General features: G+C 72.5%; 21 protein-coding genes and 1 pseudogene. 13 read left to right on the forward strand and 9 right to left on the reverse strand.

Annotated features, from left to right (window positions below; all coding sequences use genetic code 11):
- Together E6U81_RS04700 and E6U81_RS04705 are read left to right on the forward strand one after the other, a co-directional pair.
- On the forward strand, positions 1–1,827 hold the full coding sequence (locus E6U81_RS04700; RefSeq protein ID WP_136228780.1) for a non-ribosomal peptide synthetase: 1,827 nt from the start codon (positions 1–3) through the stop codon (positions 1,825–1,827).
- The gene (locus tag E6U81_RS04705; protein ID WP_136228781.1) at positions 1,817–4,819 is read left to right on the forward strand and encodes a condensation domain-containing protein; all 3,003 of its coding nucleotides are present in this window, start codon (positions 1,817–1,819) and stop codon (positions 4,817–4,819) included. The genes E6U81_RS04700 and E6U81_RS04705 overlap by 11 nt, the downstream gene beginning before the upstream one ends.
- An 87-nt stretch (positions 4,820–4,906) precedes the next feature.
- Here the strand turns inward: E6U81_RS04705 and rph are convergent, their stop codons facing one another.
- On the reverse strand, positions 4,907–7,534 hold the full coding sequence (gene rph / locus E6U81_RS04710) for a rifamycin-inactivating phosphotransferase (RefSeq protein ID WP_136228782.1): 2,628 nt from the start codon (positions 7,532–7,534) through the stop codon (positions 4,907–4,909).
- Between the two features lie 331 nt (positions 7,535–7,865).
- Between rph and E6U81_RS04715 the strand changes: the two are divergent.
- Together E6U81_RS04715 and E6U81_RS04720 are read left to right on the forward strand one after the other, a co-directional pair.
- Positions 7,866–8,099: pseudogene (locus E6U81_RS04715) on the forward strand (TetR-like C-terminal domain-containing protein); the annotation flags it as partial.
- 436 nt (positions 8,100–8,535) lie between these two features.
- Positions 8,536–8,817, forward strand: coding sequence for a hypothetical protein (locus E6U81_RS04720; protein ID WP_031157631.1), 282 nt, complete (start codon positions 8,536–8,538; stop codon positions 8,815–8,817).
- 139 nt (positions 8,818–8,956) lie between these two features.
- Here E6U81_RS04720 and E6U81_RS04725 read toward each other — a convergent pair whose 3' ends face one another.
- Positions 8,957–9,202 carry a DUF6332 family protein gene (locus tag E6U81_RS04725; protein WP_136228783.1) on the reverse strand — a complete coding sequence of 82 codons (246 nt, stop codon included), beginning with the start codon at positions 9,200–9,202 and terminating at the stop codon, positions 8,957–8,959.
- A gap of 135 nt (positions 9,203–9,337) precedes the next feature.
- On the opposite strand from E6U81_RS04725, the gene E6U81_RS04730 reads away from it, so the two are divergent.
- Entirely contained in the window at positions 9,338–10,579 is a 1,242-nt protein-coding gene (locus E6U81_RS04730; RefSeq protein WP_136228784.1) for an NAD(P)/FAD-dependent oxidoreductase, read from the forward strand.
- 20 nt (positions 10,580–10,599) lie between these two features.
- On the opposite strand, the gene E6U81_RS04735 is transcribed toward E6U81_RS04730, so the two are convergent.
- Positions 10,600–12,228 carry a serine/threonine-protein kinase gene (locus tag E6U81_RS04735; RefSeq protein WP_136228785.1) on the reverse strand — a complete coding sequence of 543 codons (1,629 nt, stop codon included), beginning with the start codon at positions 12,226–12,228 and terminating at the stop codon, positions 10,600–10,602.
- A gap of 169 nt (positions 12,229–12,397) precedes the next feature.
- Here E6U81_RS04735 and E6U81_RS04740 point away from each other — a divergent pair, with 169 nt between their 5' ends.
- The 4 genes from E6U81_RS04740 (at position 12,398) to E6U81_RS04755 (ending at position 18,179) form a co-directional block, all read left to right on the forward strand.
- On the forward strand, positions 12,398–14,335 hold the full coding sequence (locus tag E6U81_RS04740; protein WP_136228786.1) for an FHA domain-containing protein: 1,938 nt from the start codon (positions 12,398–12,400) through the stop codon (positions 14,333–14,335).
- Between the two features lie 239 nt (positions 14,336–14,574).
- Positions 14,575–15,798: a 4-hydroxybenzoate 3-monooxygenase gene (locus E6U81_RS04745; RefSeq protein WP_206309836.1), complete on the forward strand. Its 1,224-nt coding sequence runs from the start codon at positions 14,575–14,577 to the stop codon at positions 15,796–15,798.
- Between the two features lie 127 nt (positions 15,799–15,925).
- Positions 15,926–17,698 (forward strand): methyltransferase, encoded by a 1,773-nt coding sequence (locus tag E6U81_RS04750; protein ID WP_136228787.1) that lies wholly within the window; start codon positions 15,926–15,928, stop codon positions 17,696–17,698.
- A 79-nt stretch (positions 17,699–17,777) separates the two neighbouring features.
- Entirely contained in the window at positions 17,778–18,179 is a 402-nt protein-coding gene (locus E6U81_RS04755; RefSeq protein ID WP_136228936.1) for a MarR family transcriptional regulator, read from the forward strand.
- 54 nt (positions 18,180–18,233) lie between these two features.
- Here the strand turns inward: E6U81_RS04755 and E6U81_RS04760 are convergent, their stop codons facing one another.
- Positions 18,234–18,641, reverse strand: a complete 408-nt coding sequence (locus E6U81_RS04760) for a RidA family protein (protein ID WP_136228788.1) — start codon at positions 18,639–18,641, stop codon at positions 18,234–18,236.
- A gap of 101 nt (positions 18,642–18,742) precedes the next feature.
- Between E6U81_RS04760 and E6U81_RS04765 the strand changes: the two genes are divergently transcribed.
- From E6U81_RS04765 to E6U81_RS04775, 3 genes are all read left to right on the forward strand, one after another.
- Complete coding sequence (locus E6U81_RS04765) at positions 18,743–19,135, forward strand: helix-turn-helix domain-containing protein (RefSeq protein WP_136228789.1); 393 nt, start codon at positions 18,743–18,745, stop codon at positions 19,133–19,135.
- A gap of 122 nt (positions 19,136–19,257) precedes the next feature.
- A complete protein-coding gene (locus E6U81_RS04770) occupies positions 19,258–19,455 on the forward strand; it encodes a hypothetical protein (RefSeq protein ID WP_136228790.1) in 198 nt (65 codons plus the stop codon).
- Positions 19,456–19,493: 38 nt separating this feature from the next.
- On the forward strand, positions 19,494–19,883 hold the full coding sequence (locus E6U81_RS04775) for a hypothetical protein (protein WP_136228791.1): 390 nt from the start codon (positions 19,494–19,496) through the stop codon (positions 19,881–19,883).
- A gap of 96 nt (positions 19,884–19,979) precedes the next feature.
- Here E6U81_RS04775 and E6U81_RS04780 read toward each other — a convergent pair whose 3' ends face one another.
- Complete coding sequence (locus tag E6U81_RS04780) at positions 19,980–20,267, reverse strand: hypothetical protein (RefSeq protein ID WP_136228792.1); 288 nt, start codon at positions 20,265–20,267, stop codon at positions 19,980–19,982.
- 140 nt (positions 20,268–20,407) lie between these two features.
- Between E6U81_RS04780 and E6U81_RS04785 the strand changes: the two genes are divergently transcribed.
- Entirely contained in the window at positions 20,408–20,677 is a 270-nt protein-coding gene (locus tag E6U81_RS04785; protein ID WP_136228793.1) for a sigma factor-like helix-turn-helix DNA-binding protein, read from the forward strand.
- A 214-nt stretch (positions 20,678–20,891) separates the two neighbouring features.
- Here E6U81_RS04785 and E6U81_RS04790 read toward each other — a convergent pair whose 3' ends face one another.
- The 4 genes from E6U81_RS04790 to E6U81_RS04810 form a co-directional block, all read right to left on the reverse strand.
- Positions 20,892–21,881 (reverse strand): phospholipase, encoded by a 990-nt coding sequence (locus tag E6U81_RS04790; RefSeq protein ID WP_240803630.1) that lies wholly within the window; start codon positions 21,879–21,881, stop codon positions 20,892–20,894.
- A 262-nt stretch (positions 21,882–22,143) separates the two neighbouring features.
- Positions 22,144–23,394 (reverse strand): cytochrome P450, encoded by a 1,251-nt coding sequence (locus E6U81_RS04800; protein WP_136228794.1) that lies wholly within the window; start codon positions 23,392–23,394, stop codon positions 22,144–22,146.
- 152 nt (positions 23,395–23,546) lie between these two features.
- A complete protein-coding gene (locus tag E6U81_RS04805) occupies positions 23,547–24,125 on the reverse strand; it encodes a TetR/AcrR family transcriptional regulator (protein WP_136228795.1) in 579 nt (192 codons plus the stop codon).
- 44 nt (positions 24,126–24,169) lie between these two features.
- Positions 24,170–25,057, reverse strand: a complete 888-nt coding sequence (locus tag E6U81_RS04810) for an SDR family NAD(P)-dependent oxidoreductase (protein ID WP_136228796.1) — start codon at positions 25,055–25,057, stop codon at positions 24,170–24,172.
- Positions 25,058–25,106 lie beyond the last annotated feature (49 nt).

Consider the following 25,106-nt stretch of genomic DNA (forward strand, 5'->3'; position numbering starts at 1 on the left):
ATGACGAAGCCCGACATGCCCCCGGTGAACCCGCGTCCGGCGACCACGCTGCCGGCACTCGTCGCGCGGCACGCCGCGCTCACCCCCGACGCCCTCGCCGTCGTGGACGGCGACACCACCCTCACCTACGGCCGCCTCCTCCAGGCCGGCCACGCCCTCGCCGCACGCCTGCGCGAGCACGCAGTGGCCCGCGGCGACCGCGTGGCGCTGCTGACGGCGCGTTCCCACCGCACGGTCGTTGCGCAGCTCGGCCTCTGGCTCGCCGGAGCCGTCTGCGTACCCCTCGACCCGGCCCAGCCCCGGCCGCGCACGGAAGCGATGATCGCCGACGCCGAGGTGATGCTCACCGTCGGCGACGCCAAGCTGCTGGACGCGGCAGCCTTCCCCGGCCCCGTCCTGCGCCTGCCCGAGGAGCCGCTCACGAGCGGCCGCCCCGTCGACGGGTCCGACCCGGACAGCCCGGCGTTCATCATGTTCACCTCCGGCTCGACCGGCCGCCCCAAGGGCGTCCTCGTACCGCACGGCGCCATCGCCGAGCTGGTCACCGCCCCCGACTACGTCACGCTCACCGGCCGCGACCGCGTCCTGTTCCACTCACCCATGACCTTCGACGCCTCGACGTTCGAAGTCTGGGTCGCGCTCGCGAACGGCGCCGCGGTCGTCGTCTGCACCGAGCAGCGGCCCTCCCTGGAGGATCTCGCCCGGCACGTCGAACGGCACGGCGTGACGGTGGCGTTCTTCACCACGGCCCTCTTCCACCAGCTCGCCGCGCGCCGCTCCCGCGTCTTCGCCCAACTCCGCTCGGTCGTCGTGGGCGGTGAGGCGATGGCCGCGGCGCAGGCCCGCGAGGTGCTCACCGCCTTCCCCTGGCTGGAGCTCGTCAACGGCTACGGGCCGACCGAGACCACCACCTTCGCGACCGCCCACCGGGTCACCGTGCAGGACTGCGAGGGTCCGATACCGATCGGCAGGCCCATCTGCGGGGCCACGGCGCACGTCCTGGACGCCGCGGGTCAGCCGGTGGCCGAAGGCGAACGCGGCGAACTGTGGATCGGCGGAAGCAGGCTCGCCCACGGCTACACGGGCCTGCCCGAACTCACCGCCGAAAGGTTCGTCGAGCACGCCACCGCGGGCGGCCGGCTCTACCGCACCGGCGACATCGCCTCCCTCCGCCCCGACGGCATCCTGCAGTTCCACGGCCGCAACGACGACCAGGTGAAGGTCCGCGGCTTCCGCATCGAACCCGCGGAGGTCGAACACGCCCTCCGTGAACAGCCGGACGTGGACGACGCCGCCGTCACCGTCGACGGCGCCGGCACTCCCGAGGCGCGCCTCGTCGCGTTCGTCGTCGCCGCGCCCGGCCCCGTGCCCGCCGGCGGGGCGCTGCGCGAGCGGCTCACCGCCGTCCTGCCCGCCCACCTGGTTCCCGACGCCGTCACGGTGCTGGAGCGGCTGCCCCTCACCCCGGCCGGCAAGGTCGACCGGCGCGCCCTCACCGCACGCGCGCACACCGCGGACAACGGGCCCGCCGACGAGCCGGCGGTGCCGATGACACCGCTGGAGCAGGCCGTCGCCGACGTGTGGGGCCAGGCCCTGGGCATCGAGGTCACCGGCGCCGACGACGAGTTCCTCCTCCTCGGCGGCCATTCCCTGCTCGCCCTCGTCGTCACCGAGGACCTGCGCGAGGAACTCGGCGTGGAGATCCCCCTCGCCGACTTCTTCGCCGCCCCGACCGTCGCCGCACAGGCCGCGCTGGTCGAACGCGCCCTCCTGGCCGCCCACCGAGACCTCCACCCCGAGACCCCGGAGCACAGCGATGCCCACTGACGCCGACCCCGCGGCCCGCGACCGGCAGCAACTCCAGCGGGAACTGCTGCGCCGGGCCCGCGCCGGAACGGCCCGGCGCACGAAGGCCGAACCCGCCGCCGCCCCCGCCCCCGCCGACACCGCCGCCGGCGCCGCGGGCGCGGGCCGGGACGGCCACGCCCCGCAGACCGCAGAGGTCCCGCTCTCCCGCGCCCAGCGCCGCATGTGGCTGATGGAGCGGCTCGGCGGCACGGGCGACTCGTACCACGTACCGTTCGCCACCCGTGTGCGCGGTCCGTTCGACGTGGCCGCGTTCGCCACGGCCCTCACCTCACTGGTGGCCCGGCACGCCATCCTCCGCACCCGCTACGCGGAGCACGAGGGCGAGCCCTACCAGGAGGTGCTTCCGACACCGCACACGGTCCCCGTCCACGTCGTCGACACCGACGCCGCGCACACCGCGACGCTGCTGCGGCGCGAGACGGCCCGGCCGTTCGACCTCGCTGCAGGTGACGCCGTACGGGCGCTCGTCCTGCGCCACGGCCCGCAGGACCACACCCTGCTGCTGACGTTCCACCACATCGCCATGGACGGCGCATCGCTGGAGACCGTGGCCGCCGAACTCGCGTCCCTCTACACGGCGGCCGCCGACGGAACGAGCCCGCAGCCGCTCGCGGCAGCCCCGCAGTACGCCGACCACGCCCGCCGCGAACACGAAGACCTGCCCGGCTTCGAGACGGAACTCAAGCACTGGGCAGACCTGCTGGCCGATGCCGAACCACCGCGCCTCCCCCGGCCGGCGCCGGCGGAGCCGCACGCTGCCGCGCGCCCCGCGGCCGCGCGCAGCGTGCCCCTCGCGCCCACCGTGCCCGAGGCCCTGCGGGCGCTGGGCGCACAGCGGCAGGCCACGCTCTTCGCGGTGTCCCTCACCGCGGCCTTCGCCGCACTGCACCGCCTCACCGGCGACGACGACCTCGTCATCGGCGTGGCCGGCACCCACCGCACCGGAACCGCCATGCGCGGCCTCGTCGGCCTGTGCGTCAACACCCTGCCCGTACGGGTGGACGTCTCCGGCGCCCCGTCCTTCGCCCAACTGCTGCGCCGCGTGAACGACGCGCTCCTCGAGGCCCAGCGCCACCGGCACATCCCCTTCGACCTGGTCCTCGAACGCCTCGGCGCCGGGGCACGCGGCGCCGACGGCACCGCGCTGGTCCGCGTCACCTCGGACGTCCTCGGCGAGCCGACGGTCCTGAGGCTGCCGGGCACGTCGGCCGAGTACGTCGACGTACCCTCCGACGGCGCGAAGTTCACCCTGTCGTACGGCCTGGGGCTGGGCGACGCCGATCGGCCCGAAGCCCTCGTCCAGTACGACGCGAACACCCTGGACGACACCGTGGCGGAGGCGGCCGTACGGGACTTCGCGGCCCTCCTCCACGCGGTGGCGGCGGACCCGGAACTCGCCCTGGGCGAGCTGCCCGTCCCCGACGCGGAACACTTCACCGCCACCCCGGACGGCGATCCGGACCCCGGAGCCCGGGCCGACTCCGCCCCGGAAGGCGACCGGCACCCGGCCGCGCAGGCCCTGCGCGCCCACCCGAAGGTCGCCGACGCCGTGGTGGTCCGGCCCGCGCAGGGGCCGCCCGTGGCCTACGCCGTCCTCCACGACAGCACCGGCCCGTCCGGTCACGAACTGCTGGGCCTGCTGCGCCGGTCGCTGGCCCCCGAGGCCGTTCCCGCGGCGGTCACGATGCTCGACGCGCTGCCGCGCACGGCCGCCGGGCCGCTCGACCCCGCACGGCTGCCCGCGCCGTCCGTGCCGAGCGCCCCGGCCGGCCCCCGGGCCGAGGCGGTCACGGAGACCTTCACCGCCGTACTCGGTGTCCGGCCGTCGCCGGACGACGACTTCTTCGCCCTCGGCGGGCACTCCCTCAAGGCCGTCCAGCTCGCCGAACGGCTGCGTACGGACCTCGGGCTGCCGCTCACGGGCCTCGACGTCCTCCAGGCCCGCACCCCCCGGGCGCTGACCGCCCTCCTCGACGAACGGGCGGCACGGCAGAGCGCGGCGAAGACCGCGAGCAGGCCGGCCCCCCGCTCCCGGGACCTCCGACCGGGCACGGTGCTGGTCACCGGTGCCACGGGCGGCGTGGGCGCGTACGTGGTACGGGAACTCGCCGCCCGGGGGCGCCCCGTGCTGGCGCTGGCCCGGCCCGAGTCCGCCCATCTGATCGCCACCGAGGGCGTCGACGTCTTCGAGGGCGACCTCTGCGACCTCGCCGGACTGCGGGACGCCGTCGCACAGGCGGACGCGGTCGTCCACGCCGCCTGCACTTTCACCCGCCACGACGTGGACCTGGCGGCGATGGAGGCGATGGTCGACGCCTGGCGGCGCGGACCGTTCGTCTTCGTCAGCAGCGTCGACGCCTACGGGCACCCCGGCACGGACCGGGTCGCCGAGGAGGCGCCGCCCCTGGAGCCGGTCAGCCCGTACGGGCAGGCCAAGCTGGACTGCGAGGCCCTGGTGCTGCGCGCCGCGGGGACGGAGGGACGCGGGGGCGCGAGCGCCGTGCGGTCACCGATCGTCTGGGGCGCGCACGACCGGCTGCGCGAGCAGCTGCGCTGGGGAGCCATCGGCACCCTGTACCAGTCCGCCCGCCAGGGCCTGCCGATCGAACTGCCGCGTCCCGGCACCGGCGGACACGACTGGTACGGAGCCGCCTGGGTGCACGCGGCAGCCCTGGCACGGGCGGTGACCGAGTGCCTGGACCGGCCCGTGCACGGAGTCGCCAACGCGTGCAGCGGCCACGTCTCGTGGCGTGATCTCGCCCAGGACCTCACGGAACTGCTCGGCACCCGACCGGCCTTCCACGAGAGCGCAACCGTCCCCCGCGACCTGGACCACCGCTGGCACTACGACAGCGCCCGCCTGGCCCGCGCTCTGCGCCCCCGCCAGGGCGAGGACCGCCGGACGGTACTGGCGGAGATGATCGCCCCCATGGCCGCGGACAAGGCCTGACACGCCGCCGCGCCCGGAGCCCCGTACGAGGCTCCGGGCGCGGCAGGGCCGCCCCTCCGTCCCCGGCGCGGTCGCCGGGTGCTGCGGTCAGGACAGGATCTCGACGTACCCGTCGGTGCCGTGCACACGGATCCGCTGCCCGTCCCGGATCGTCCGGGTCGCCCGCTCCACGCCCACGACGGCCGGCAGACCGTATTCACGGGCGATCACCGCACCGTGGGTCATCAGGCCGCCCACCTCCGTCACCAGACCCGCGACCCCGACGAACAGCGGCGACCAGCTGGGGTCCGTGAAGGCCGTCACCAGGATGTCGCCCGCTTCGAGGTCGGCCTCCGACAGGTCCAGGATGACGCGCGCCCTCCCCTCGACGGTCCCGGCGGAGACCGGTACGCCGACCAGGGCGCCGTCCGGCACGTCGTCGCGCCGGTACGCCCCCGTGAGGGCCTCGCCGTCCGAGGTGAGCACGCGGGGCGGTGTGAGCGCGTGGTACGCCGTGAACTCCTCCTTGCGCCGCCGGATCAGCTCCGGGTCCGCCGCCCGCCCGGCGCGCACCACGTCGTGGAGTTCCTGGAAGGTGAGGTGGAAGACGTCCTCGGCCTCGGCGACCGCACCCGCGCGCACGAGGCGTTCCGCCTCCTCCAGCAGGGCCCGCTTGTAGACGAAGTAGCGGCTGATGATGTCGTACTTGGGATACTCCCGGTACCCGATGAAGGTCCGGACCCGGTCGATCATCCGCTGGGTCTCGTCGGCCTTGAGGTCCCCCTCCGGCAGGTCCCGCAAGCGGGACAGCACGTCCTGTTCCTTCTGCCGCGCCTTCTGCCGGCCCTGCTCGAACCGCCGCCGGGCGGCACCCGGTTCGAAGTTCCGCACGTTGTCGAGGAGCACGGGCACCAGCGTGGCGGGGCGCTCGCGCCAGCGCGGCCTGGTGATGTCGATCTCGCCGACGCAGCGCATGCCGTAGCGGTCGAGGTAGGCCTCGATGGCGTCGCGCGCCTCGATCCCGCCCGCAAGCTTCGCCAGCTCGTCCAGGAAGCCGTCGTCCTCGACGCCCTGCAGGAACGCCACCACCTCCGGGTGGGGGCGGATCACGTCCGCGACGTCGAGCAGCGCCAGGCCCATCTCCGAGGTGATGTTGTCGGGTGCGGACAGCGTGAGCGTGTCGGCGGCGTTCTTCTCACCCAGCCACTCCTGCAGCTTGTCGTTCAGCCACCACGTGGCGTCCATCCCCGCCATGACCGCCTGCATGCTCAGCCGATCACCGAGGACCCGCTTGTGCTCCTCGAAGGCCTCCAGCAGGTGGTCGAAGAGAGCCGGTCCGGACTTCGTCCCGATGCCGCGCTCCAGTGCGGCGATCGACTCCCGGCTGCGCTCGATCAGACCGGTGACGATGCCCGGGTCGGTCTCGATCGGGTCGGGCAGCGGCGCAGCGCCGGCCGGCGGCACGACGGGACCGGGGTCCGGGAGCGACGGGACGAAGCCGTCGCGGCCGAGGACCGTCTCCAGGGCATCCCTCACCAGCGGATCGCCCTTCCCGAGGGCCTCCAGGAGGCCGTCGCGGGTCGCGGGCGAGGCCAAGCGCCCGGTGACGTCGACGAACAGCCTTCCGCCGGCCTCGTGCATCGGCACCATGGCGGTCAGCTGCCACATCGAGAAGCCCAGCGCCCTCATGGGGTCGGTCATCATCTGCCCGTGACCGACGGAGACGTAGACGTGGTTGTCCCGGTCGCCGGTCTCGGGAACGGGGAACAGCGTCGTGATCGGCCTGCTCTGAACGATCCGGAAGCCGTCGTCGACCAGGCACCACTCGATGTCCTGCGGACGGCCGAAGTGCGCTTCGATGCGCCGCCCGAGCTGCACGAGCCGTACGGCCTGCGCATCCGTCAGCGCAGGCTGCTCCTGCCGGCCCGCCTCGACCGGCACCTCCTGCGTACCACCGTCCGGCAGGGCCTGCACGGCGAGCCTCTTGGCGGAGATCGCCCTGGCCACGACCTCCCCGTCCCGCACCGTGAACACGTCCGGGTTCACCAGCCCGGAGACCAGGGCCTCACCGAGGCCGAAGCCGGCATCCACGGTGGCGGTCCTGCGGTCGCCCGTGACCGGGTGGGCCGTGAACAGGATGCCGGACGCGTGCGAGAAGGCCATCTGCTGCACGACCACGGCCATGTCGACCGCGTGGTGGCCGATCCCGTTCCGGCTGCGGTACGTCACGGCCCGCTCCGTGAACAGAGAGGCCCAGCACCGGCTGACGTGCCGCAGGACCGCCTCAGGACCCACGACATTGAGGTACGTGTCCTGCTGGCCGGCGAACGAGGCCGTCGGCAGGTCCTCGGCCGTCGCGCTGGACCGGACGGCGTAGGCCGCCTGCTCGCCGTGCCGGGCGAGCGCGCCGGTGATCGCCGCCGCGAGAGCGTCCGGCACGGGGATCGCCTCGATGGTCCGGCGGATCCGGGCGCTGAGGGCGCGGACCGCCTCCCGGTCCTCCGGGTCCACCTGTGACAACCGGTCGAGCAGAGCGTCGAGCTCCGGAGCCCCCGCCATGACCCGACGGAAGGCTTCAGTGGTCACGCAGAAGCCGGGCGGCACCCGGACGCCCTCGATCCGTGACAGCCCGCCCAGGTGCGCCCCCTTGCCGCCGACGACCGAGACCTGTGTCTCGTCGACCTCCTGGAGGTCCAGCACGTACGGCCCGTGCTCCGCGGCCCCTTCGACGCGCATGTACTCATCCCGCTCGTCCCGCACTGAGAGTCCCCGTTTCCGCAGGTTGTGGGTTTCGATCGGTGATTCTGCGTCATGCCGGGGGCCTTGCGGCAAGCCCCCCGGCGCGCTATAAGTTGAGAGTGGCAAGGAGAGCCTTCTCCTTGCCTTCGTCGTTTCCGGCGACGGCTCGTGCGTTCGTGCGCCGGGGCCGTACCCCGTCACAGGGCGAAGGTCCGCCGCCGCAGACCGTCCGCCGCCAGCCCCGCCGCTGCCCGGCGCGCGGCCGCGGCATGGTGGGGGGCGTTCCTCCGCCGAGATCATGACCACCCTGCTCGACGCCCGCGCGACGCCGGCCCCCAGCGGCCCCGCGGCGGCGGCCGCCCATCTGGCGGGGCATCGCGACTGGGCCGGCGGCCATCCTGCCCAGCCCCCGGCCCTCCACCGCTTCCTGGTCTTCTGGACCCGGCTGCACGGCGTTCTGTCCCTGGAACTCGCCGGCCACTTCGCTGCCATGGGCTTCGACCCGGCGCTGCTCTTCGCCGCCGAACTCGACGAGCTCTGTGACGGGCAATCACTTCGCTGACCTGGGGCGGCCGGTGGGGCGGCGTGCGGCGCCGTGGCCGCGCTCCCTCGTTCGCGCCGGGAAGAGACCCCCGTACCATCGCCCTCCCGGGCGAACCCGGCGGACTATTCGCGCGGCATAGGTGGAGGGGCGTGTTTCAGTCGAGTTCAACCGGATCGAATCTGCACCGAATGAACGGGAATGCAAGATTCCTGCTATTGAATGATCGTATCTCGGCCGCGTTCAGCATCATGCGTCCCACGGGTTCGCCGGTCCTTCCCGCGTTGCACGGCCGAAGAGGGTCCACCCGGAACAAAAGTAGGCGGCATTGTTTCCTTACGCCTGCCTGCCGGATATTTCCATCCTCTTTTCTGCCATTTCTGCAAGATCTCTCTCTAGCTTTGTGATTGCGCCGGAGTAGTCGCTTCCGGCGAAACCTATCTCCTCGGAGGAAAAGATGAAGGGATCCCTGCGCGCCCGCATCGCGAGCGTGGCCGTCGGTGCTCTGGCCCTCGGTGGCTTCGCCGTCGTCTCGGCCCCGGCCGCCCAGGCCGCGCCGAGCGACTGCACCACCTACCTCGCCGCTTTCGGCTTCTCCAGCACCGACATCAACCTCGCCTGCACGATCGGTGGTTCCGGCCTGCCGGCGGACTCGGCGCTGTGTCGGCTGCTCCTCACGAGCGTCTCGGCGGTCCCGCCGGCGCTGGCACAGACGGCGTGCTCGCTCGCCAAGGTGTGACCCGCGACTGACCTGAGCTGAACAGTCGCAATCCCGGCGCTCCGGGAAGACGCCCGAAACGTCTTCCCGGAGCGTCTTTTGATGCTCCCCCTCGGGGGGTCCTCTGTGCAACCTTCCTGCGGCCGCGTCTCACGCTGCATTACGGTTGTCTGTTGCCGTGGTGCCAGAGGACGTGGACGACGCGGATCACCGCGAGAACTCCGGCCGTCACGACCCCGGCGACCACGAGGAACTTCTCGACCGCCCGGGGCAGGTGCCAGACCGCAGCCGGTCCGGCGATCGTCGCGAAGATGACGGCGCCGAGGAAGAACGCGCTCAGCAGCGCGTATCCGATCTCCACCGTCATGTCGTCCCGGTCGGCCTGGCTCCGTCGTCTCCTCGTCATGGCCCAAGGATCGCACCTGGGTCCGGATGGGCGGCGGTCGGTCCGGCGGGCGGTGTCGCATCCGTGTCCGGCTGATACGCGGAACACAGTGAAGGAGCGGCACGCGCCGCACCGACATGTGAGAGAGGTGGTCGAATGTCCTCAGCCCTGGACGCGACGGACGTGCTGGTCGTCGGGGCCGGAGCCGCCGGGCTGGCGTGCGCCCGGGATCTGCAGGCGGCCGGCGTGAGCGTACGGGTGGTGGAGGCGGGCGACGCGGTCGGCGGCCGCATGCGTTCGGACCGGATCGGGGGCTACGTCGTGGACCGGGGGTTCCAGGTGTTCAACACCGCCTACCCCCAGGTCCGGCGCAGGTTCGACCTGAAGGGCCTCCGACTGCGGCCCTTCACGCCGGGCTTCCTCGTCCACACCCCGACCGGCAGGCTCACCTTCAGCGATCCCACCCGCCGGCCGCGCACGCTTCCCGAACTGCTGTCGGGCCGCCTCGCCGGCCCGCGCGACCTGGCCGCCCTCGGCCTGCTGTCAGCCCGGGACATGCTGCTGCCCCCAGGCCTGCTCAAACGACGACCGGACACCACCGCCCGCACCGCGTTCGCCGACGCGGGGATCTCCGAGGAGTTCGTCGAGACGTTCTTCCGCCCCTTCGTGTCGGGGGTCTTCCTGGAGGACGAACTGGAGACTTCCGCCCGGGTGTTCCACCTGGTGTGGCGGAGCATGCTGCGCGGAACCATCTGCCTGCCGACCGAGGGCATCGGGGCGGTCCCGCGGGCCCTCGCGGCCGGCCTCCCCGAGGGCGCCGTACGGCTGGAGACCCCGGCGGCAGGGCTCACGGACGACGGCGTGCTCACCGCCGGGGGACAGGAGATCCCGGCGCGCGCCGTCGTGGTCGCCACCGGTCCCGGGGCGGTGCCGGCACTCCTGCCCGGGGTGGACCTGCCCGACTACCGGATCGTGACGACGTACTACCACGTCGCTCCACGCTCCCCCCTCCGGGAGCCCACGCTGCTCGTGGACAGCCGCCGCCGCTTCCTCAACACCTGTGTCCTCAGCGAGGTCGTGCCCTCCTACGCCCCGCCCGGCCGCACCCTCGTCGCCACCTCGGTCCTCGGCCGCGACGGGCAGGGCCGTGAAGGCGAGCTCCGGGCCGCGCTCGACGAGGCGTACGGAACCGGCACGGACGACTGGGACCTCCTCACCGTCCGCACCATCGAGGACGCACTGCCCGCCATGCCCCCGCCGCAGCCGCTGACCCGCACGACACGGGTGGCCCCGGGCCGGTACGTGTGCGGCGACCACCGCGCCACCGCCTCCGTCCAGGGCGCGCTGGCCTCCGGCGCGCGGGCCGCCCGCGAAGTACTGCGCGACCTGCACGGCTGAGTGGCGTGGCGGGGCCGGGGTCAGCCGGTGCAGGTGATGGAGAAGGGGACCGGGTTGGAGAGGGTACGGGTGGGGCTCTGGAGTTCCACGGCCATCCCCGTGGTCAGGGTCCCCGTCTTCGCGTAGGTCGCCAGGCGTATGGTGTCGCGTCCGGTGGGGTCGGCCTTGTCCCCGATCGACAGGGTGCGCCACTGGGGATCCACCACCGAGCCGTCGCCGGACACCCAGCGGTAGGAGATCAGCGTCGGCTCGGGCGCGGTGAACGTCGCGGTGAACGCCGGGGCCCGGCCCTCGGGGGTCGGGCAGCTGCCGCTGTAGGTCGTGTTCGTGCCCGTCACCGACACCCGTACGCCCGAACCGGCCGCGGAGTCCCCGTCGCCGGTGAGTGCGTAGGCGAGTCCGCCGGCGGCCACCAGGCAGGCGGCGGCGCCGGCGGCGACGAGCGCCGCCGTCCGGCGCCTGCGCGGCGGGCCTGAGGCCACCGGGGACTCGACCGGAGGCGCGGGCGAGGGCTTCGTCGGGGCGTCGGCGGCCTTCTCGGGCACATGGGTCGCGGCGGTGGCCGTCCCCGTCGGTGTCCCCGCGGTCGTCCCCTTCGTCGCCGTGGTCGTCTCCGCGGTCGTATCGGTCGTCGTCTCCACGGTCGTCGCCGTCGCCGTCGCCGTCGCCGTCGCCGTCCGCGCTCGCGTCGGGAGGACACGGGAGGCGGCCGTGGTGGCATCCGGCTCGTGCGCGATGTCCCGCAGCGCTTCGGCGACTTCGGCGGCGGGAGTCCGCTCCGCCGGCTCCTTGCGCAGCAGCCCCGCGATGACCGGGGCGAGCGGGCCGGCCCGGGTCGGCGCCGGCGGCTCATCGTCCACCACGGCCCGCAGGGTGCTCAGCGCGGTGTCCATCCGGAACGGCGAGACCCCCTCCACGGCCGCGTACAGCATCACGCCGAGGGACCACAGGTCGGACTCGGGGCCCGACGGGCGGCCCAGCGCCCGCTCCGGCGGCAGGTACTCGGGGGAGCCGACCACCTCGCCGGTCATGGTCAGGGCGGTGCTGCCCTCGACCGTCGCGATGCCGAAGTCGCTGAGCACCACCCGTCCGTCCTCGGCGAGCAGCACGTTCGCGGGCTTCACGTCCCGGTGCTCCACCCCGACGGCGTGCGCGGCGCGCAGTGCGCTGAGCACCTCCGCACCGATGCGGGCGGCGTGCCGCGGGGTGAGCGGTCCCTCGGACCGCAGCAGATCGGCCAGCGACTGACCGCGGATCAGCTCCATCACGATCCAGGGCCGCTCGTCCTCCATGACCACGTCGTGAACCGTGACCACGTTGCGGTCGGGTATGCGGGCTGCCGCCCACGCCTCCCGCTCCAGCCGGCTGTACATCCGCGCGATGTCACCGGCCCGCAGACCGGCCGGGGCCCGTACCTCCTTGACGGCGACCTCCCGGTGCAGGGTCTCGTCGCGGGCCCGCCACACGGTGCCCATGCCGCCTTCGCCGAGCCGGGACAGCAGCCGGTAGCGGTTGGCGATCAGCACGTCCCCGCCCGCCGCCGTACCGGCTGTCGTCACCGCGGTGGCGGCGGCGGTACCCGTGCTGGTCACCGCCGTGGTGGCCGCGAGTGCGGTCTCCGTCAGGGTCTCGGACTCTTCGTTGTGCATGGGGGCGGTTCTCCCTCGTATCGCCGGCCGACGCGAACATCACGTACGGCCACGGCTCCCGGTTCAGCGGTACTCAAAAGATTCTCGAAATTGGTTGAACCGAACACGTTCTCGGGGGCGTGTTGACGGCGTACGAGGAATCAGCGGCATCGTTTTCAAGGGGTGTGGAGTGGCATCGGTCATCGTTGGGCGCACGGGTCCGTTCACCGGGCAGAGCGTGGTCCTGGGCGGCGAGCCCCTCAGCTTCGGGCGCAAGAGCGACAACGGCGTGGTGATCGTCAGCCCCAGTGCCTCCCGGCTGCACGCCGAGATCCTCGACGAGGACGCCGGGTTCGTGCTCTACGACCGGGACAGCCGGAACGGCACCTTCGTCAACGACCAGCGCGTCACCCGGCACGTGCTGCGCCCGAACGACTGCATACGGATCGGTGACGAAACGTTCCTCTATGAGGGGCAGGACTCCATGGAGACGGTCATGGACCTCTCCCTCATGGACGTCCCGCGGACGGGCTCCGCCGACCCCGGCACCCTGCGGGTCACCATCACCGGCGGCGGCCCGGTCGGCCTCGCCTTCGCCCTGGCGCTCGACGAGATGCTGCCCGGCCGGACCGCCATCACGCTCTACGACGGGCGTTGGACCAGGAAGGGCTCCACGGTCGTCTGGAAGGACGAGACCCAGGGCAACTTCCGCCGCCAGCAGGTCGTCACCGTCCAGAGTCGGCAGTACCTCGCCCTCTCGGAGGAGGTCCGCGGCGCGCTGTTCGACGACGCGGGCGCCTACAGCGAGATGTGGCCCGTCGGTCCGGACTCGGTCGACGGCCATCCGCCCCGCAACATCAGGATCGCCCACATCGAGGACCGGCTCCTGGAGCTGGCGAACCGCAGGCCGGCGATCCGGCTCGTCGCCAAGCGCTTCGACGTGGCGGAGCAGCAGAACAGGATCACCCAGGAACACGTCCTGGTCGTCGCCGAAGGCGGCCGATCCCGCACCCGCGAGCACTACGCCGACCGCTTCGGCGCGGCCGACGCCTCGATCTACTCCCTCGACGGCGAGCACCTTCAGGACATCGTGCTGGGACTGCGGGTCAAGTCGAAACTGCCCGACCCGATGAGCGTGCTGCTCACGGTGTCGCAGAACCGCTTCCTGCTCAACTCGCTGCGCGGCGAGGGCTTCCTGAACATGCGGCTCACCCGGGAGGAGGCCAAGAACGTCATCGGCATCGACCCGGTCCGCCACGTCTTCGAGGAATGCATCGCCTCACGACCCTGCCTGATGAGCCGACAGGAGGAGGACAACGAGTTCCGCTGCCCCACCCACGGCACGCTCTTCCTCCCCGCCCTGCTGCGCAGCTCCCCGCTCTGGAAGGAGATCCGACAGGGCCTCAGCCTGTTCGGCGTGGCCGAGGAGGACCTGTCGGCGATCACCTCGTTCCGGCTCGACATGGTGCAGCGCCCGCGGTTCACCGCGCAGCTGCACCGGCCCACCGCGACCACCCCCGGCACGTACGGCTTCCTACTGGGCGACGCGGCCAACGCCATCCACTTCTGGCCGGGCCGCGGCCTCAACAGCGGCCTCGCCTCGGCCACTTCGCTGGCGCGCTCGCTCAGCCGGTCCTGGCAGGGCAGACCACTGCGGGACGCCGACTTCATCCGGCACGAGGCCGCCATGTCCATGCTCCAGTACCGGCACAAGAGCCGGGCCTGGAACGCCATGGTCACCACCGACGAACAGGGCATCACCCGCGCCATCAGGGACATCATCGCGCGCAGCGCGGAGCCCGGCGGGGGCGCCGGCGCCGGTGCAGGCGCCGGTGCCGGTAACGATGCCGCGGGCGGGAGCGACCTGGACGTGCTGCTGGACCGGATGGCCGAGATCCGCGACCGGCTGGCATCCCGGCTCCCCGGCCTGCCCACCGACGGGGAACTCCGCGCCCACCTCGCCCCGATCGCCCCGGTCACCCTCCGCACCCTGCGGGAGAGCGGCGCCTGGGACACCCTGATCGTCGGGGGAGAGGAGGCCGACATCGACCTCTTCTACCAGTCGGACTCCCCGGTCTACGTACCCCGCCCCGCCGACCCCCGCAGCCTTCTGCAGCCGCAGGCCTAGGCCGTCTCGCCGATCACCGCCGGGCCGGGCCGTACGCCGAACGGCCGGGCCCGCGCCGGGGCGTGCGGGAGAGTGCGCGTGCTCCCGTACGCCCGGCGCACACCACCGGAGGGCTGTGGGACCGGCCGCGGGTCCTGGTGTCACCGGGCAGGCACACTCATGCCTATTGTCACTCTATTCCCGCCTTCGGATGGCTTGGGTAGGTCCGGCGATCTTCACGTGCTTATGCTTCACCCGCTATGACGGAAAGTCACAACTCTCACACGTTATGTGAATCGGCCGACGTGGTCGTCCTCGGCGCAGGTCCCGCCGGGCTGGTCCTCGGAGTCCTGTTGCAGGCCGCCGGTATCGACTGCGTCATCCTGGAACGCGCCTCCCGCACCCATGTGCAGACCCGGGCCCGCGCCGGGTTCCTCGCACCGAACACCGTGCGGATCCTGGACCGCCACGGCCTCGCCGACGGTCTGCACCTGGGCGGCCACCGCCACGGCACGTGCGAGTTCCGCACGGAGGACGGCCGGTTCCGCCTCGACTACGGGGCCCTCGGCCAGGGCGGGCAGCACCACGTCTACCCGCAGCAGAACCTGGTCACGGACCTCCTGACCCACTACCTCGCCATCGGCGGACGCATCCGCTTCCACACCGAGGCGCTCGCCGTAGGCGACGCCGACAGCGCCCGCCCGTCCGTCGCGACCCGCGAACCCGACGGCCGTACCACCCGGTGGACCGCCCGGTACGTCGCCGGCTGTGACGGCCGGCACGGAGCGGCCCGCCGCTCACTGCCGCCGGGTGCCGTCCGCCACCACCATCACGACCACGGCGTGACCTGGCTCGGCCTGATCGCCGAGACCCCGCCGAGCCTCGACGCCGTCGGATACGCCGTCCACGGCCGCGGCTTCGCCGGACACATGGCCCGCACCGCGGACGTCACCCGCTACTACCTCCAGTGGCAGCGCGGCACGCCCGCCGACGCCTGGTCCGAGCAGAGCATCTGGGACGAGCTCGACGTCCGCATGCGCGCAGCGGACCACGGCCCGCTGCAACGGGGCAGACTTCTGGAACGCGGGGTCTTCGACCTGACCTGCGACGTCGTCGAACCGCTGCGCCACGGCTCGCTCTTCCTGGCGGGCGACGCGGCGAGTCTGCTCGCGCCGGCCGCCGCGAAGGGCGCGAACCTCGCCGTCCTGGAGGCCGAGATCCTGGCGGAAGCCCTGTCCGATGCCCTCACCCGCGGGGACACCGCAGGGCTCGACGGGTACTCGGACCGCTGCCTGGCACACATCTGGCGGGCCCAGGAGTTCACCGGGTGGATGACCCGCCTCCTGCACGAAGCACCCGAACAGGATCGGGGTTCCCGTGCCGGATCGTTCTTCCACGCCGCCCTGCAGCGTTCCCGGCTCAACTCGCTCCGCACCTCACGCATCCACCAGGAGTGGTTCGCCGAGAACTACGTCGGCGTGTAGAACACCGCGGCGCACCGGCCCCCCCGGACCACGGCTCCTCCGTACCGCTCGCTGCCCCCCTCCACCGGCTCCACCCTGCCCAGCCCTGCCCAGCCCAGCTCCGCACCGGCCCGAGGACACCCCCACGATGACGACGACCCTCCCCGACAAAACGTTGCTCCTGGACGACATCGCCGGCCTGCGCGCGGCGGCCCAGTTCGTCCGCGAGCACGACAGCGTCGCCCTGCTCCCCCTCCTCCTGCCGGGCCTCGACGGGCCGGACCTGCAGGCGCTGGCCGGGCATTGCCGTTTCGCCCATGCGGGGTTGCTGCTCTTTCCGCCGGACGCGGACAGCCTCCGGGCCCAACTCGACGCCTGCGGACTGGATGTCGACACTCCCTCGCACCCCAGCGTGGTGGTCCGGGACCGGCTCGCCCGGCGCCACGGGCGTGACCCGGCAGAGCTCGATGTCCGGATCCTGCGCCCCCAGGTGTACGGCTCTGCCGGGCAGCGGCGCGCGGTCGAGGTGTTCGCCCTGACCGTGCCACCGCATTCGGGTCTGGAACCGATCGCCGCGTACGAACGCACGCGCCGGCACGAGGCCCACCTCGCTTTCGAGATCGAGCACCCGGAGCCACTGGCGCTGCGCGGCCTGTGCGCGATCCTCGCCCGCCACGGCGCGCGGCCGGACGGCGGCGGCTACAACCCGCACGAGGACGGCACGGTCCTCTACTTCACCCTTCCCGCCGACGCCGCCTGCGACTACGGGCGGCTGGAACTCTACGCACGCGGCGACCACCGCGACACCCTCGCCGCCCATCTGGACCACCGCGACCCGCTCGACCGCCCCCGCCCCGAAGCGGGTTCCGGCACGCGGCGAAGCGCCGAAACGCTCCTCCACCTCCTCACCGGCGCGTGGACGACGCAGGCACTCGCCGCCTTCGCCCGGCTGGGCCTGCCCGACGCCATGGACACCCGTACCGCGCAGCGCAGCGAGGACCTCGCCCGACCGACCGGCACCCACCCCCGAAGCCTCGCCACGCTCCTGCGCTACCTGGCCATGCTCGGAGCCGTTGCCGAGGAGCAGGAAGGATTCCGCCTGACGGAGGTCGGCGCCCTGCTGCGCGCGGACGCGCCCGGGTCGATGCGGCCGCTGGCCCTGATGTACGGCGGCCCGTTCTACCGCTCCTTCGGCGGCCTCGACCACGCCGTGCGGACCGGCCAGCCGGCCTTCGACCAGATCTTCGGCGAGAACCACTTCGACCACTTCGCCCGCGACCCCCGACTCGCCGAGCTCTTCGACCAGTCCATGGCCGCGAGCTCGCGCATGTTCCAGCCCCTCCCCACCCACCCGGTCATCACCGCCGCCGCCCAGGCGCCCGCGACCGCGCCGGCGACCGTCGTCGACGTCGCGGGCGGCAACGGAGAGCTCCTCGGCCTGATCCTCACCGCACACCCGCACCTGCGCGGCGTCCTGCTCGAACGTCCGCACGCCGTCGAAGCCGCCCGGCTCCGGCTCGACGCCGCGGGCTGCGGGACGCGCTGCGCGTACCACCCGGGGGACTTCGCCGACGTGCCGTCCGGCGGCGACGTCTACGTCCTCTCGCGCGTCCTGCACGACTGGGACGACGACCGCTGCCGGGAGATCCTGCGTCACTGCGCCCGTGCGATGCCCGCCCACGCGGACCTGCTCGTCGTGGAACGCCTCCTGCCCGTAGACGGTTCCCCCTCGCTGGCCACCGCGTGGGACCTGCACATGCTGTGCAACGTAGGAGGCCGCGAACGCAGCGCCGACCACTACGCAGGCCTGCTTGCCGACGCGGGCCTCGAACTCGTCGGCCAGAGCCCCCTGCCGCTGGACGCGCACGTGCTGCACGCACGCAGGGCGGCCGTACCGGGGCCCGTCACCCGACGGAGCTGAGGCGGCGGCGCCGTCCGCACGACCGCTACGAGGACCGGCCCGGCCCCGGACCGCCGCGCGGCCCGGGGCGAGGGGCCGGCTGCACCGGCTCGTCGACCGGCTCGGCGCGGAACTCCGCCTCGTTCACGAGCGCTACGGACTCGGCGAAGGGGAGTTCGACGTCCAGTGCGCGCTGCGCCGCGCGGGCGAGCCGTTCGAACGCGCGCCGGGCGAGCTCGCCGCGCACACCATGGTCACCACCGGTGCGATGACGAAGCGGATCGACCGCCTGGAACGCTCCGGGCTCGTCACCCGCCGCCGCTCCGGGGACGATCAGCGCGGCCGGATCGTCGCCCTCACCACGGCCGGCCGCGACCTCGTCGACCGCGCCTTCGCCGACCACATGAGCAACGAACGCCGGCTGCTCGACCTCGTTACCCCCGAGGAGGCGGCGGCGCGCGAAGCCCTGCTCGCCACGTGGCTCCACCGGCTGGAGGACTGAGCCGGGGGGCGAGGGTCGGGCCGCGCTCCGGCGATCGGGCGGATCGGCGCCGGGTCAGTCGAGGACGGCCGTGGCTTCGACCTCGACCAGGTGCTCGGGCACGTCCAGGGTCGCCACGCCCAGGAGGGTGGCCGGCGCGACCGGAGTGACCCCCAGCTTCTCGGCCGCGCGGGTGATTCCCTCCATCAGCAGCGGCATCTTGTCGGGGGTCCAGCCGACGACGTGGACGTTCAGTTTCGCCACGTCGTCGAAGGAAGCGCCGGCCTCGGCCAGGGCGATGCCGACGTTGAGGTAGCACTGCTCGACCTGCGCGGCGAGGTCGCCCTCGCCGACCACGACGCCATCGGCGTCCCAGGACACCTGCCCGGCGACGAAGACGAGCTTCGACCCGGTCGCCACCGACACCTGCCGGTAGGCATCGATCCTGGGCAGTCCGCTGGGGTTCATCAGGGTGATGGCCATGCTGTCCGTCTCCTCTGGCTCTCTTGTGGTTACTCAGGAACCGTAGGAGAGTGAACGCTGACGTGGAAGAACGCACTTATTAGTGACTGAGGAACCTCAAGGTGACCAAGCAGTTCACCGGCTCGCCGGACGACGCGGATCTGCGCCGCGCGGACTCTCTCGCACGCGAGATCTTTTCGGACGTCGCCAACAAATGGGCGCTCCTGATCATCGAGGCCCTGGGGGAGCGGACCCTCCGCTTCAGCGAGCTGCGCGACGAGGTCGAGGGCATCAGCCACAAGATGCTCACCCAGAACCTGCGCATGCTGGAGCGCAACGGGCTGATCGAGCGGACGGTGTACCCCGTGGTGCCGCCACGGGTGGAGTACGCACTCACCGAACCGGGGCAGGCCCTGCGGGTGACGATCGACGGCCTGTGCGACTGGACCCACCGCTACCTCGGCCACATCGAGGCCGCCCGCCACCGCACGGATACCGCAGAAGCCGGTCCGTGAGCACGGCGGGCAGCGGCCCGGGACGGCCCGGACGGCCCGGGACGGTCAAAGATCGACTTCCCGACCGACGGCCGCGCCGCGAAAATGGGGAGGGGTGAGCCACCAGGAGGCTGAGGCGTGTGATGGCGGATTCCGAGGACGCACTGACCATCCGCGCCGTCGCCGAGCGGCTGATGAAGGCACACCCGCAGGTCGACGCCCGCCTGGTGCACAGCTCGGTGCAGACCGCGTACGAGGAGCTCAGGTACGCGCGAGTACGCACCTACCTGCCGGTCCTGATGGAACGCAGGGCGCAGGACCTGTTGCCTTCCGACGAGTAGCAGCCGCGGAAGACCGCCCGCCTGAAAGAAGGAATCCCGTGACCAAACCGCACGCGTCGGCCACGCCGTGGTGGTCCCACGACAGGTCCTGCCTCTCCCTCTGGTCCAAGGATTCGATCCTGTCGATCGGGTCCGCCGACTCGGTCCTGTCGATCGGATCGGTCGGCTCGGTGCTGTCCGTCGGGTCCGTGGGCTCCGCCCTCTCCGCCGCGTCCATCGGCTCCTCCCTCTCGCTGCTCTCCGCCGGGTCCTGGCTCAGCCTGGGTTCGGTGCTGTCCGCGCAGTCCCGCTGGTCGGTGCTCTCCTGGCGCTCACGCGACGGCCTCATGGCCGCAGGAATCGTCGCCGCGGCCACCGCCGCCGTCGCCCTGCACACCACGTACCGCAGCGGCCGCGGGGGCGGCGGCGCCGGACGCGCGGCCGGCTGAGGTCCGGCGGGCGAGAGGGGTCCCGGGGCCGCGTCCAAGACCCGTCGGCCTGTGCGGCGGTGTCCCGGCAGGCCTCGCCGTCCCGGCTCCCCCCGATCACTTCGCCTTGAGCAGTTGGTCGACCCGCGGCACGGAGAGCCCGGTCAGTTCCGCGACCTGCTTGAGGGTGCGGCCCTCCTTCAACTCGCCCATGGCGGCGCTGCGTATGAGCTTGGCCTGTTTGGCGCCGGTGAGCATGTCGTCGGTGACCAGCCGGGCGCCGCGCTCACGCGTGAGCGGGGACTCGATCTCGGCGAGGCGTGCACGGACGGCCCGCATGTACTGGTCCGTCAGGGCGCGCAGGTCGGCGTACACCTGCTCGTCGTGTGTGCTGGTATCGGTCATGCGGGTCAGCGTACTTCGCGGACGAGCCGCTTCCGGCCCCACTTCCGGCCCCGCCGTGACGTGGCCCGCTGCGCGGCCGATTCCCCACGGTGCGCGGCCGATTGGGGTGCGCCGGTCCGTGCGCAGGTAGCCTTGTGATCATGACCGAGACATCCCCCGCCGTCGATGCGATCCGCTCCGTGATCGCCGATCTCGCGGCCGTACCGGACCCGGCGGACCGCGCCCGCGCAGTGGGGATCGTCCTCGATGCCGTCCCCGATCTGCAGGCCGAACTCCGCGCTGCGCGGCAGGCCGCCGTCATCGAGCTGAGGGAGACTCGGACCCTGGCCGAGGTGGCCGACATCCTCGGCGTCTCCGTGCCGCGCGTGTCCCAGATCGCGTCGGGCATCAGCCGCAACACGAAGAAGTGACACGGGCGCGAACGGCTCACCCGTCAGTAATGGTCCACCGGTAACGGCCCGCCAGGCGAGCGGAGTCGAGCCCCGGCGGCCGCCGACGGTCGCCGGGGCGGGTACAGGACGTCACATGGAGGCGGTGGGCCTCGTCAGCCGATCCTCCGGCCGGTTCCGTCGGGCAGGATGCAGGTGTCACCGCCGTAGCCCGCGCCCTGTGTGTCCGTGGTGCCTACCCGAAGAGGCGGTCACCCGGAGCGGCCATGCGATGGGTGCCGCTGTGCCGGCTGACCCAGTCGCGGATCAGGCCGATGGAGTTGGCGCACTGCCAGCTGTCGTCGTACTCGCGCACCCCGGTGAAGGCGCCGTAGCCCGCGATGATGCCGTCAACGCGGCCTTCGCCCAGCAACTTGTCGACGTACCAGGGGTCGTTGTACGTGGTCGTCCAGGACAGGGTGGCCGCGAGTCGCCCGGCGTCACGGTCGGCGGCGCCCTTCTTCAGCTCGGCGCACGTGTAGTAGGTGGCTTCCGTGCAGTTGCCGAAGCCCTTGGTGATGTCGCTGTCGCCGTAGTCCATCACGCGGCGACCCGCCGGGAATCCGGAACCGGACCGGTTGAAGGCCGCCAGGGCCCGGTCGCGGGTTCCGGTCGTCGTGATCCCCTCCAGGCTCCCGAGCCTGCCTTCCAGGCTCTTCCAGCCCCTGCCGCCGACGTCCGGGTTGCTGCCGCCGTGGTACTCGTAGAACCCGTAGAGCACCGGGACGCCGGCCGCCGTCAGCCGCTGGGCCTTGTCGCGCAGTCCGGCGACGCTGCAGCCGCGGTTCTCCTTCTCCCCGCAGTAGTTGGGGTCCTTGATGTCCAGCCAGACGAGCGCCAGCCGGCGTCCCGCCTCGGCGTGGGAGACGATGCGGTCGATCATGCTGTCGAAGCTGGGGCCGAGCCGGTTGTCACCGGCCGAGGAACAGTCGTGATAGGCGCGCCATTCGTTCGGGTTCCACCAGGCGCAGACGTCTATCTCGATGCTGTTGGCACCGTGCTTGAGGGCGTCGTCCACGCCGCTTAAGGTGTTGACGCGGTGCGCGATGGCGTAGATGGCGTGACGCTGGTCGGCTGCTGCGGCCGAGGCCGTACCGGCCGCCGTGGTACTGAAGATCGCACACAGAGCCGCGACCAGCGCCAGGAGCATCCGCGGGCGGGCGCCATGCTTGAGGTGAGTCGTCAAGAACCTACTCCGTCATGTCGGTTCGGAAGCGGGCGATCGATCTCGCCCGCCACATGCTGACATGCGGTGAATGCGTCATGAATGAAATCGTCTGGGAGCGCTCTCATCAGTGGCGGGAAACCACCGCTGCCCCCGCCCGCCTTGATCGCGGGCACGACGAAGGCGGCGCTGTCCCCGAGGAACTCGGCGCGGGCGGACGATCATTGACCCTCGTCGTGTGCCGTCTGGTGGTGCCGGTGCCGGTGCCGGTGCCGGTGCGGGTTCAGGGCGTCCGGATGCCGTCGCAGCCGATCGGCAGGTGCCGGGGGCCGCGGAGCACGGCGTTCTGGCGGTACGGGGGCGGGTCCTCCAACAGGCGGGGGTTCTCCAGCCGGCGGGCCAGTTCGCTCAGCGCCAGCGCAGCCTCCAGGCGGGCCAGGGGGGCGCCGAAGCAGCTGTGGATGCCGCTGCCGAGACCGAGGTGCTGGATGTCCTTGCGGTCCGGGTCGAAGCGGTCGGGGTCCTCGAACCGCTTGGGGTCGCGGTTGCCGGAGGCCAGGATCAGCGAAACCGTGGCGCCCTTGGGGATGTGCACCCCGCCCACCTCGATGTCGGCGAGCGTACTGCGCCGGGGCAGCATCTGTACCGGGGGCTCGTACCGCAGCAGCTCCTCCACGATCGGGACGGACAGCCCGGGGTCCTCGCGCAGCCGCTGGAGGACGTCCGGATGGCGCAGCAGCGTCAGCATCCCGTTGGTGATCAGGTTGACCGTGGTCTCGTGGCCGGCGATCAGCAGCAGCGCCGCGGTGCTGACGATCTCCAGCGTGCTCAGGGCGCCGTCCGGTTCCTCGTCGACTGCTGCCAGATGGGACAGCATGTCCTCGCCCGGGTTGCTGCGGCGGTCCTCGATCAGCCCGCCCAGGTACATGCCGAGTTCCATCTGCGCGGCGGACGCGTCCTTCTGCCGTTCGGCGGGGTCGGCGTCCGGGGCGGGGTCGAGGCTGGCGGCGATCGTGTCGGCCCAGCCGTGGAAGCGCGACTCGTCCTCGTGCGGTATGCCGAGCAGTCGGCAGATCACCGTCACGGGGAAGGGGTAGGAGAACTGCTCGACCAGGTCGACCCGGTCCAGGTTCCCCGCATGGGCGATGCCGTCGATGAGGCCGGCGACGATGCCGTCGAGCTCGCCGCGCATGTCGTGGACCCTGTGCGGGGAGTGCGGGGGCCCGAAGGGGCGGTTCGTGATGCGGCGCAGCCGGTCGTGGTCCGGCGGATCGAGCTTGAGGAAGACCGGCGGCAGGGCCGAATCGTCTGCTTCGTCCTGCGCCAGCGGATCGCTCGACGACAAGGTCAGGTTGCGGGGGTCGGAGCTGATGCGCGGGTCGTGCAACAGGCCGTGTATCTCGTGGTAGGTGCTCACGAGGTACGGCCCGTCCTCGTCGTGGAACACCGGCGTCCTGCGCAGCTCCTCGTACAGCGGGTACGGGTCGGCGCGGGTGGAGTAGTCGACGATCTGCCGGAGCATGGCTTTGCCCATGGCGTGTCCTCGTACGGCTCGCGGAGGTGGGGCGGGGAGAGGGGGCGCGGGCCGGTGCCGCACTGCCTGCTCGGGGTCCGGCCTTACCCAGCATGCACGGAGGTGTCCGGTAGCGCCTGCCGGACGGTGGAGCCGCAGGTCACGCCCCTTGTTCAGGCGGATCGCGGCGCGGTCCGGAGGCCGCCCAGGAGCGTGGCGAGGTAGCGGCGTGCGGTGTCGACGCGGCCGGCGGGGGCGGGCCCGCGGACATCGACGGCGTGGGCGATGCCGCACATGAGGGGGGCGAGGTCGCCTTCCTCCAGGTCGGGGCGGACCGCTCCGGCCGAGCGGGCGCGGTCGAGGAGTGCGGCGCCGGTCGACCGGAGCAGGTTCTTGAGCTCCGTGGTCCGCGCCAGGGCGTCCGCGTCCGCGGCCGTCACCGGTGCCAGGGACGGGTCGGTGACCTGCGTTTCGAGCGTGCGCATCAGGAAGCTCTCGAACCCGCGCCAGGGGTCGGTGTTCGCCAGCGCCTCCTCGCCGTACGCGACCAGGGCTTCGAGGGAGGGGGCGGCGACGGTCTCCAGCAGTGCCTCGGCGGTGGGGAAGTGCCGGTAGACGGTGCCCACCCCCACGCCCACGCGCCGGGCCACGTCGTTGAGCTGCAGGGGTGTGCCCTCGTCGACCAGGCCGCGGGCGGCGGCCACGATCAGCTCCCGATTGCGCGCCGCGTCCTTGCGCAGGGGTGTCGTCATGGCGGCCATGCTAATCGGATGGCCCATCCGAATGGCTCGGGCTCTCAGCCGGCCAGCGGGGCGTGACGCTCGCTGAGCCGGCGTACGGCCTCTGCGAGGCGCGTGTCGGTCGCCGGGCGGAAGGGGGGCACCGGGTGCGCACGGGCACCGATGACGATGCCGGTCCGCCCCGCCAGACCCTCGTCGGTGGCGGCGGCGATGGACGGCCGGGCGGCCGCCGAAGCGGGGCCGGACGTGGAGCGCTCGAACTTCCGGCGCACCAGTGGCCACAGCAGCCGCAGTGCGGGGGCGACGATCCGCGGGTCGCGCAGGGTGCCGTCGGTCATGTCGGTCGCTGCGCCGCCGGGGTCGGCGGCGAAGACCTGCACGCCCGTACCCTTCAGCCGCTCGGCCAGGTCCAGGGTGTAGGCCAGGTTGGCGAGCTTGGCGCGCCCGTACCAGTGGAACCCGTAGTAGGCCCCCGGCGGCTCGACGGCGTCGAACGCCCGCTTGGCGACGCCGACCGCCCCGGAGGTCACGTTCACGATCCGGCTCGGAGCTCCCGCCGTCAGGCTGGGCAGCAGGAGTTCGGTCAGGAGGTACGGCGAGAGGTGGTTGACGAGGAACGACGCCTCGACGCCGCCCCTGTCCCGGCGGCGGGGGAACATCGCCCCGACATTGTTGACCAGGACCGTCAACGCTTCCCCCGGCGCCGCGTGCGCGGAGGCGATCCGCCCGGCGAGGGAGCGGACTTCGTCCAGAGAGGCCAGGTCCGCGGAGAGGAACCTGCTGGGGCGTCGCGGGTTCGCGCTGTTCAGCAGGTCGACGGCCCGGGCCCCGCGTGCGGCGTCGCGCCCCACCACCGTGACCGCGAATCCGGCTGCTGCCAGGCCCAGTGCGGTCTCCAGCCCGATGCCTCCGGTTCCGGCCGTGACCACGGCTGTCTTTCCCATGCACCCCTCCGATCCCCATGCGGATAGGTCATCCGCTTCATGGGGACGG

The organism is Streptomyces sp. A0592 (assembly GCF_004795115.1).
In the GTDB taxonomy this organism is placed as follows: domain Bacteria; phylum Actinomycetota; class Actinomycetes; order Streptomycetales; family Streptomycetaceae; genus Streptomyces; species Streptomyces erythrochromogenes.

Coding starts and splice junctions, on each gene's coding strand:
- E6U81_RS04720 (WP_031157631.1), top strand. CDS start 8,536: ATGAAGGGATCCCTGCGCGCCCGCATCGCGAGCGTGGCCGTCGGTGCT.
- E6U81_RS04700 (WP_136228780.1), top strand. CDS start 1: ATGACGAAGCCCGACATGCCCCCGGTGAACCCGCGTCCGGCGACCACG.
- E6U81_RS04730 (WP_136228784.1), top strand. CDS start 9,338: ATGTCCTCAGCCCTGGACGCGACGGACGTGCTGGTCGTCGGGGCCGGA.
- E6U81_RS04770 (WP_136228790.1), top strand. CDS start 19,258: ATGGCGGATTCCGAGGACGCACTGACCATCCGCGCCGTCGCCGAGCGG.
- E6U81_RS04805 (WP_136228795.1), bottom strand. CDS start 24,125: ATGACGACACCCCTGCGCAAGGACGCGGCGCGCAATCGGGAGCTGATC.
- E6U81_RS04785 (WP_136228793.1), top strand. CDS start 20,408: ATGACCGAGACATCCCCCGCCGTCGATGCGATCCGCTCCGTGATCGCC.
- E6U81_RS04725 (WP_136228783.1), bottom strand. CDS start 9,202: ATGACGAGGAGACGACGGAGCCAGGCCGACCGGGACGACATGACGGTG.
- rph (WP_136228782.1), bottom strand. CDS start 7,534: ATGCGCGTCGAAGGGGCCGCGGAGCACGGGCCGTACGTGCTGGACCTC.
- E6U81_RS04745 (WP_206309836.1), top strand. CDS start 14,575: ATGACGGAAAGTCACAACTCTCACACGTTATGTGAATCGGCCGACGTG.
- E6U81_RS04780 (WP_136228792.1), bottom strand. CDS start 20,267: ATGACCGATACCAGCACACACGACGAGCAGGTGTACGCCGACCTGCGC.
- E6U81_RS04735 (WP_136228785.1), bottom strand. CDS start 12,228: ATGCACAACGAAGAGTCCGAGACCCTGACGGAGACCGCACTCGCGGCC.
- E6U81_RS04760 (WP_136228788.1), bottom strand. CDS start 18,641: ATGGCCATCACCCTGATGAACCCCAGCGGACTGCCCAGGATCGATGCC.
- E6U81_RS04800 (WP_136228794.1), bottom strand. CDS start 23,394: ATGGGCAAAGCCATGCTCCGGCAGATCGTCGACTACTCCACCCGCGCC.
- E6U81_RS04705 (WP_136228781.1), top strand. CDS start 1,817: ATGCCCACTGACGCCGACCCCGCGGCCCGCGACCGGCAGCAACTCCAG.
- E6U81_RS04750 (WP_136228787.1), top strand. CDS start 15,926: ATGACGACGACCCTCCCCGACAAAACGTTGCTCCTGGACGACATCGCC.
- E6U81_RS04810 (WP_136228796.1), bottom strand. CDS start 25,057: ATGGGAAAGACAGCCGTGGTCACGGCCGGAACCGGAGGCATCGGGCTG.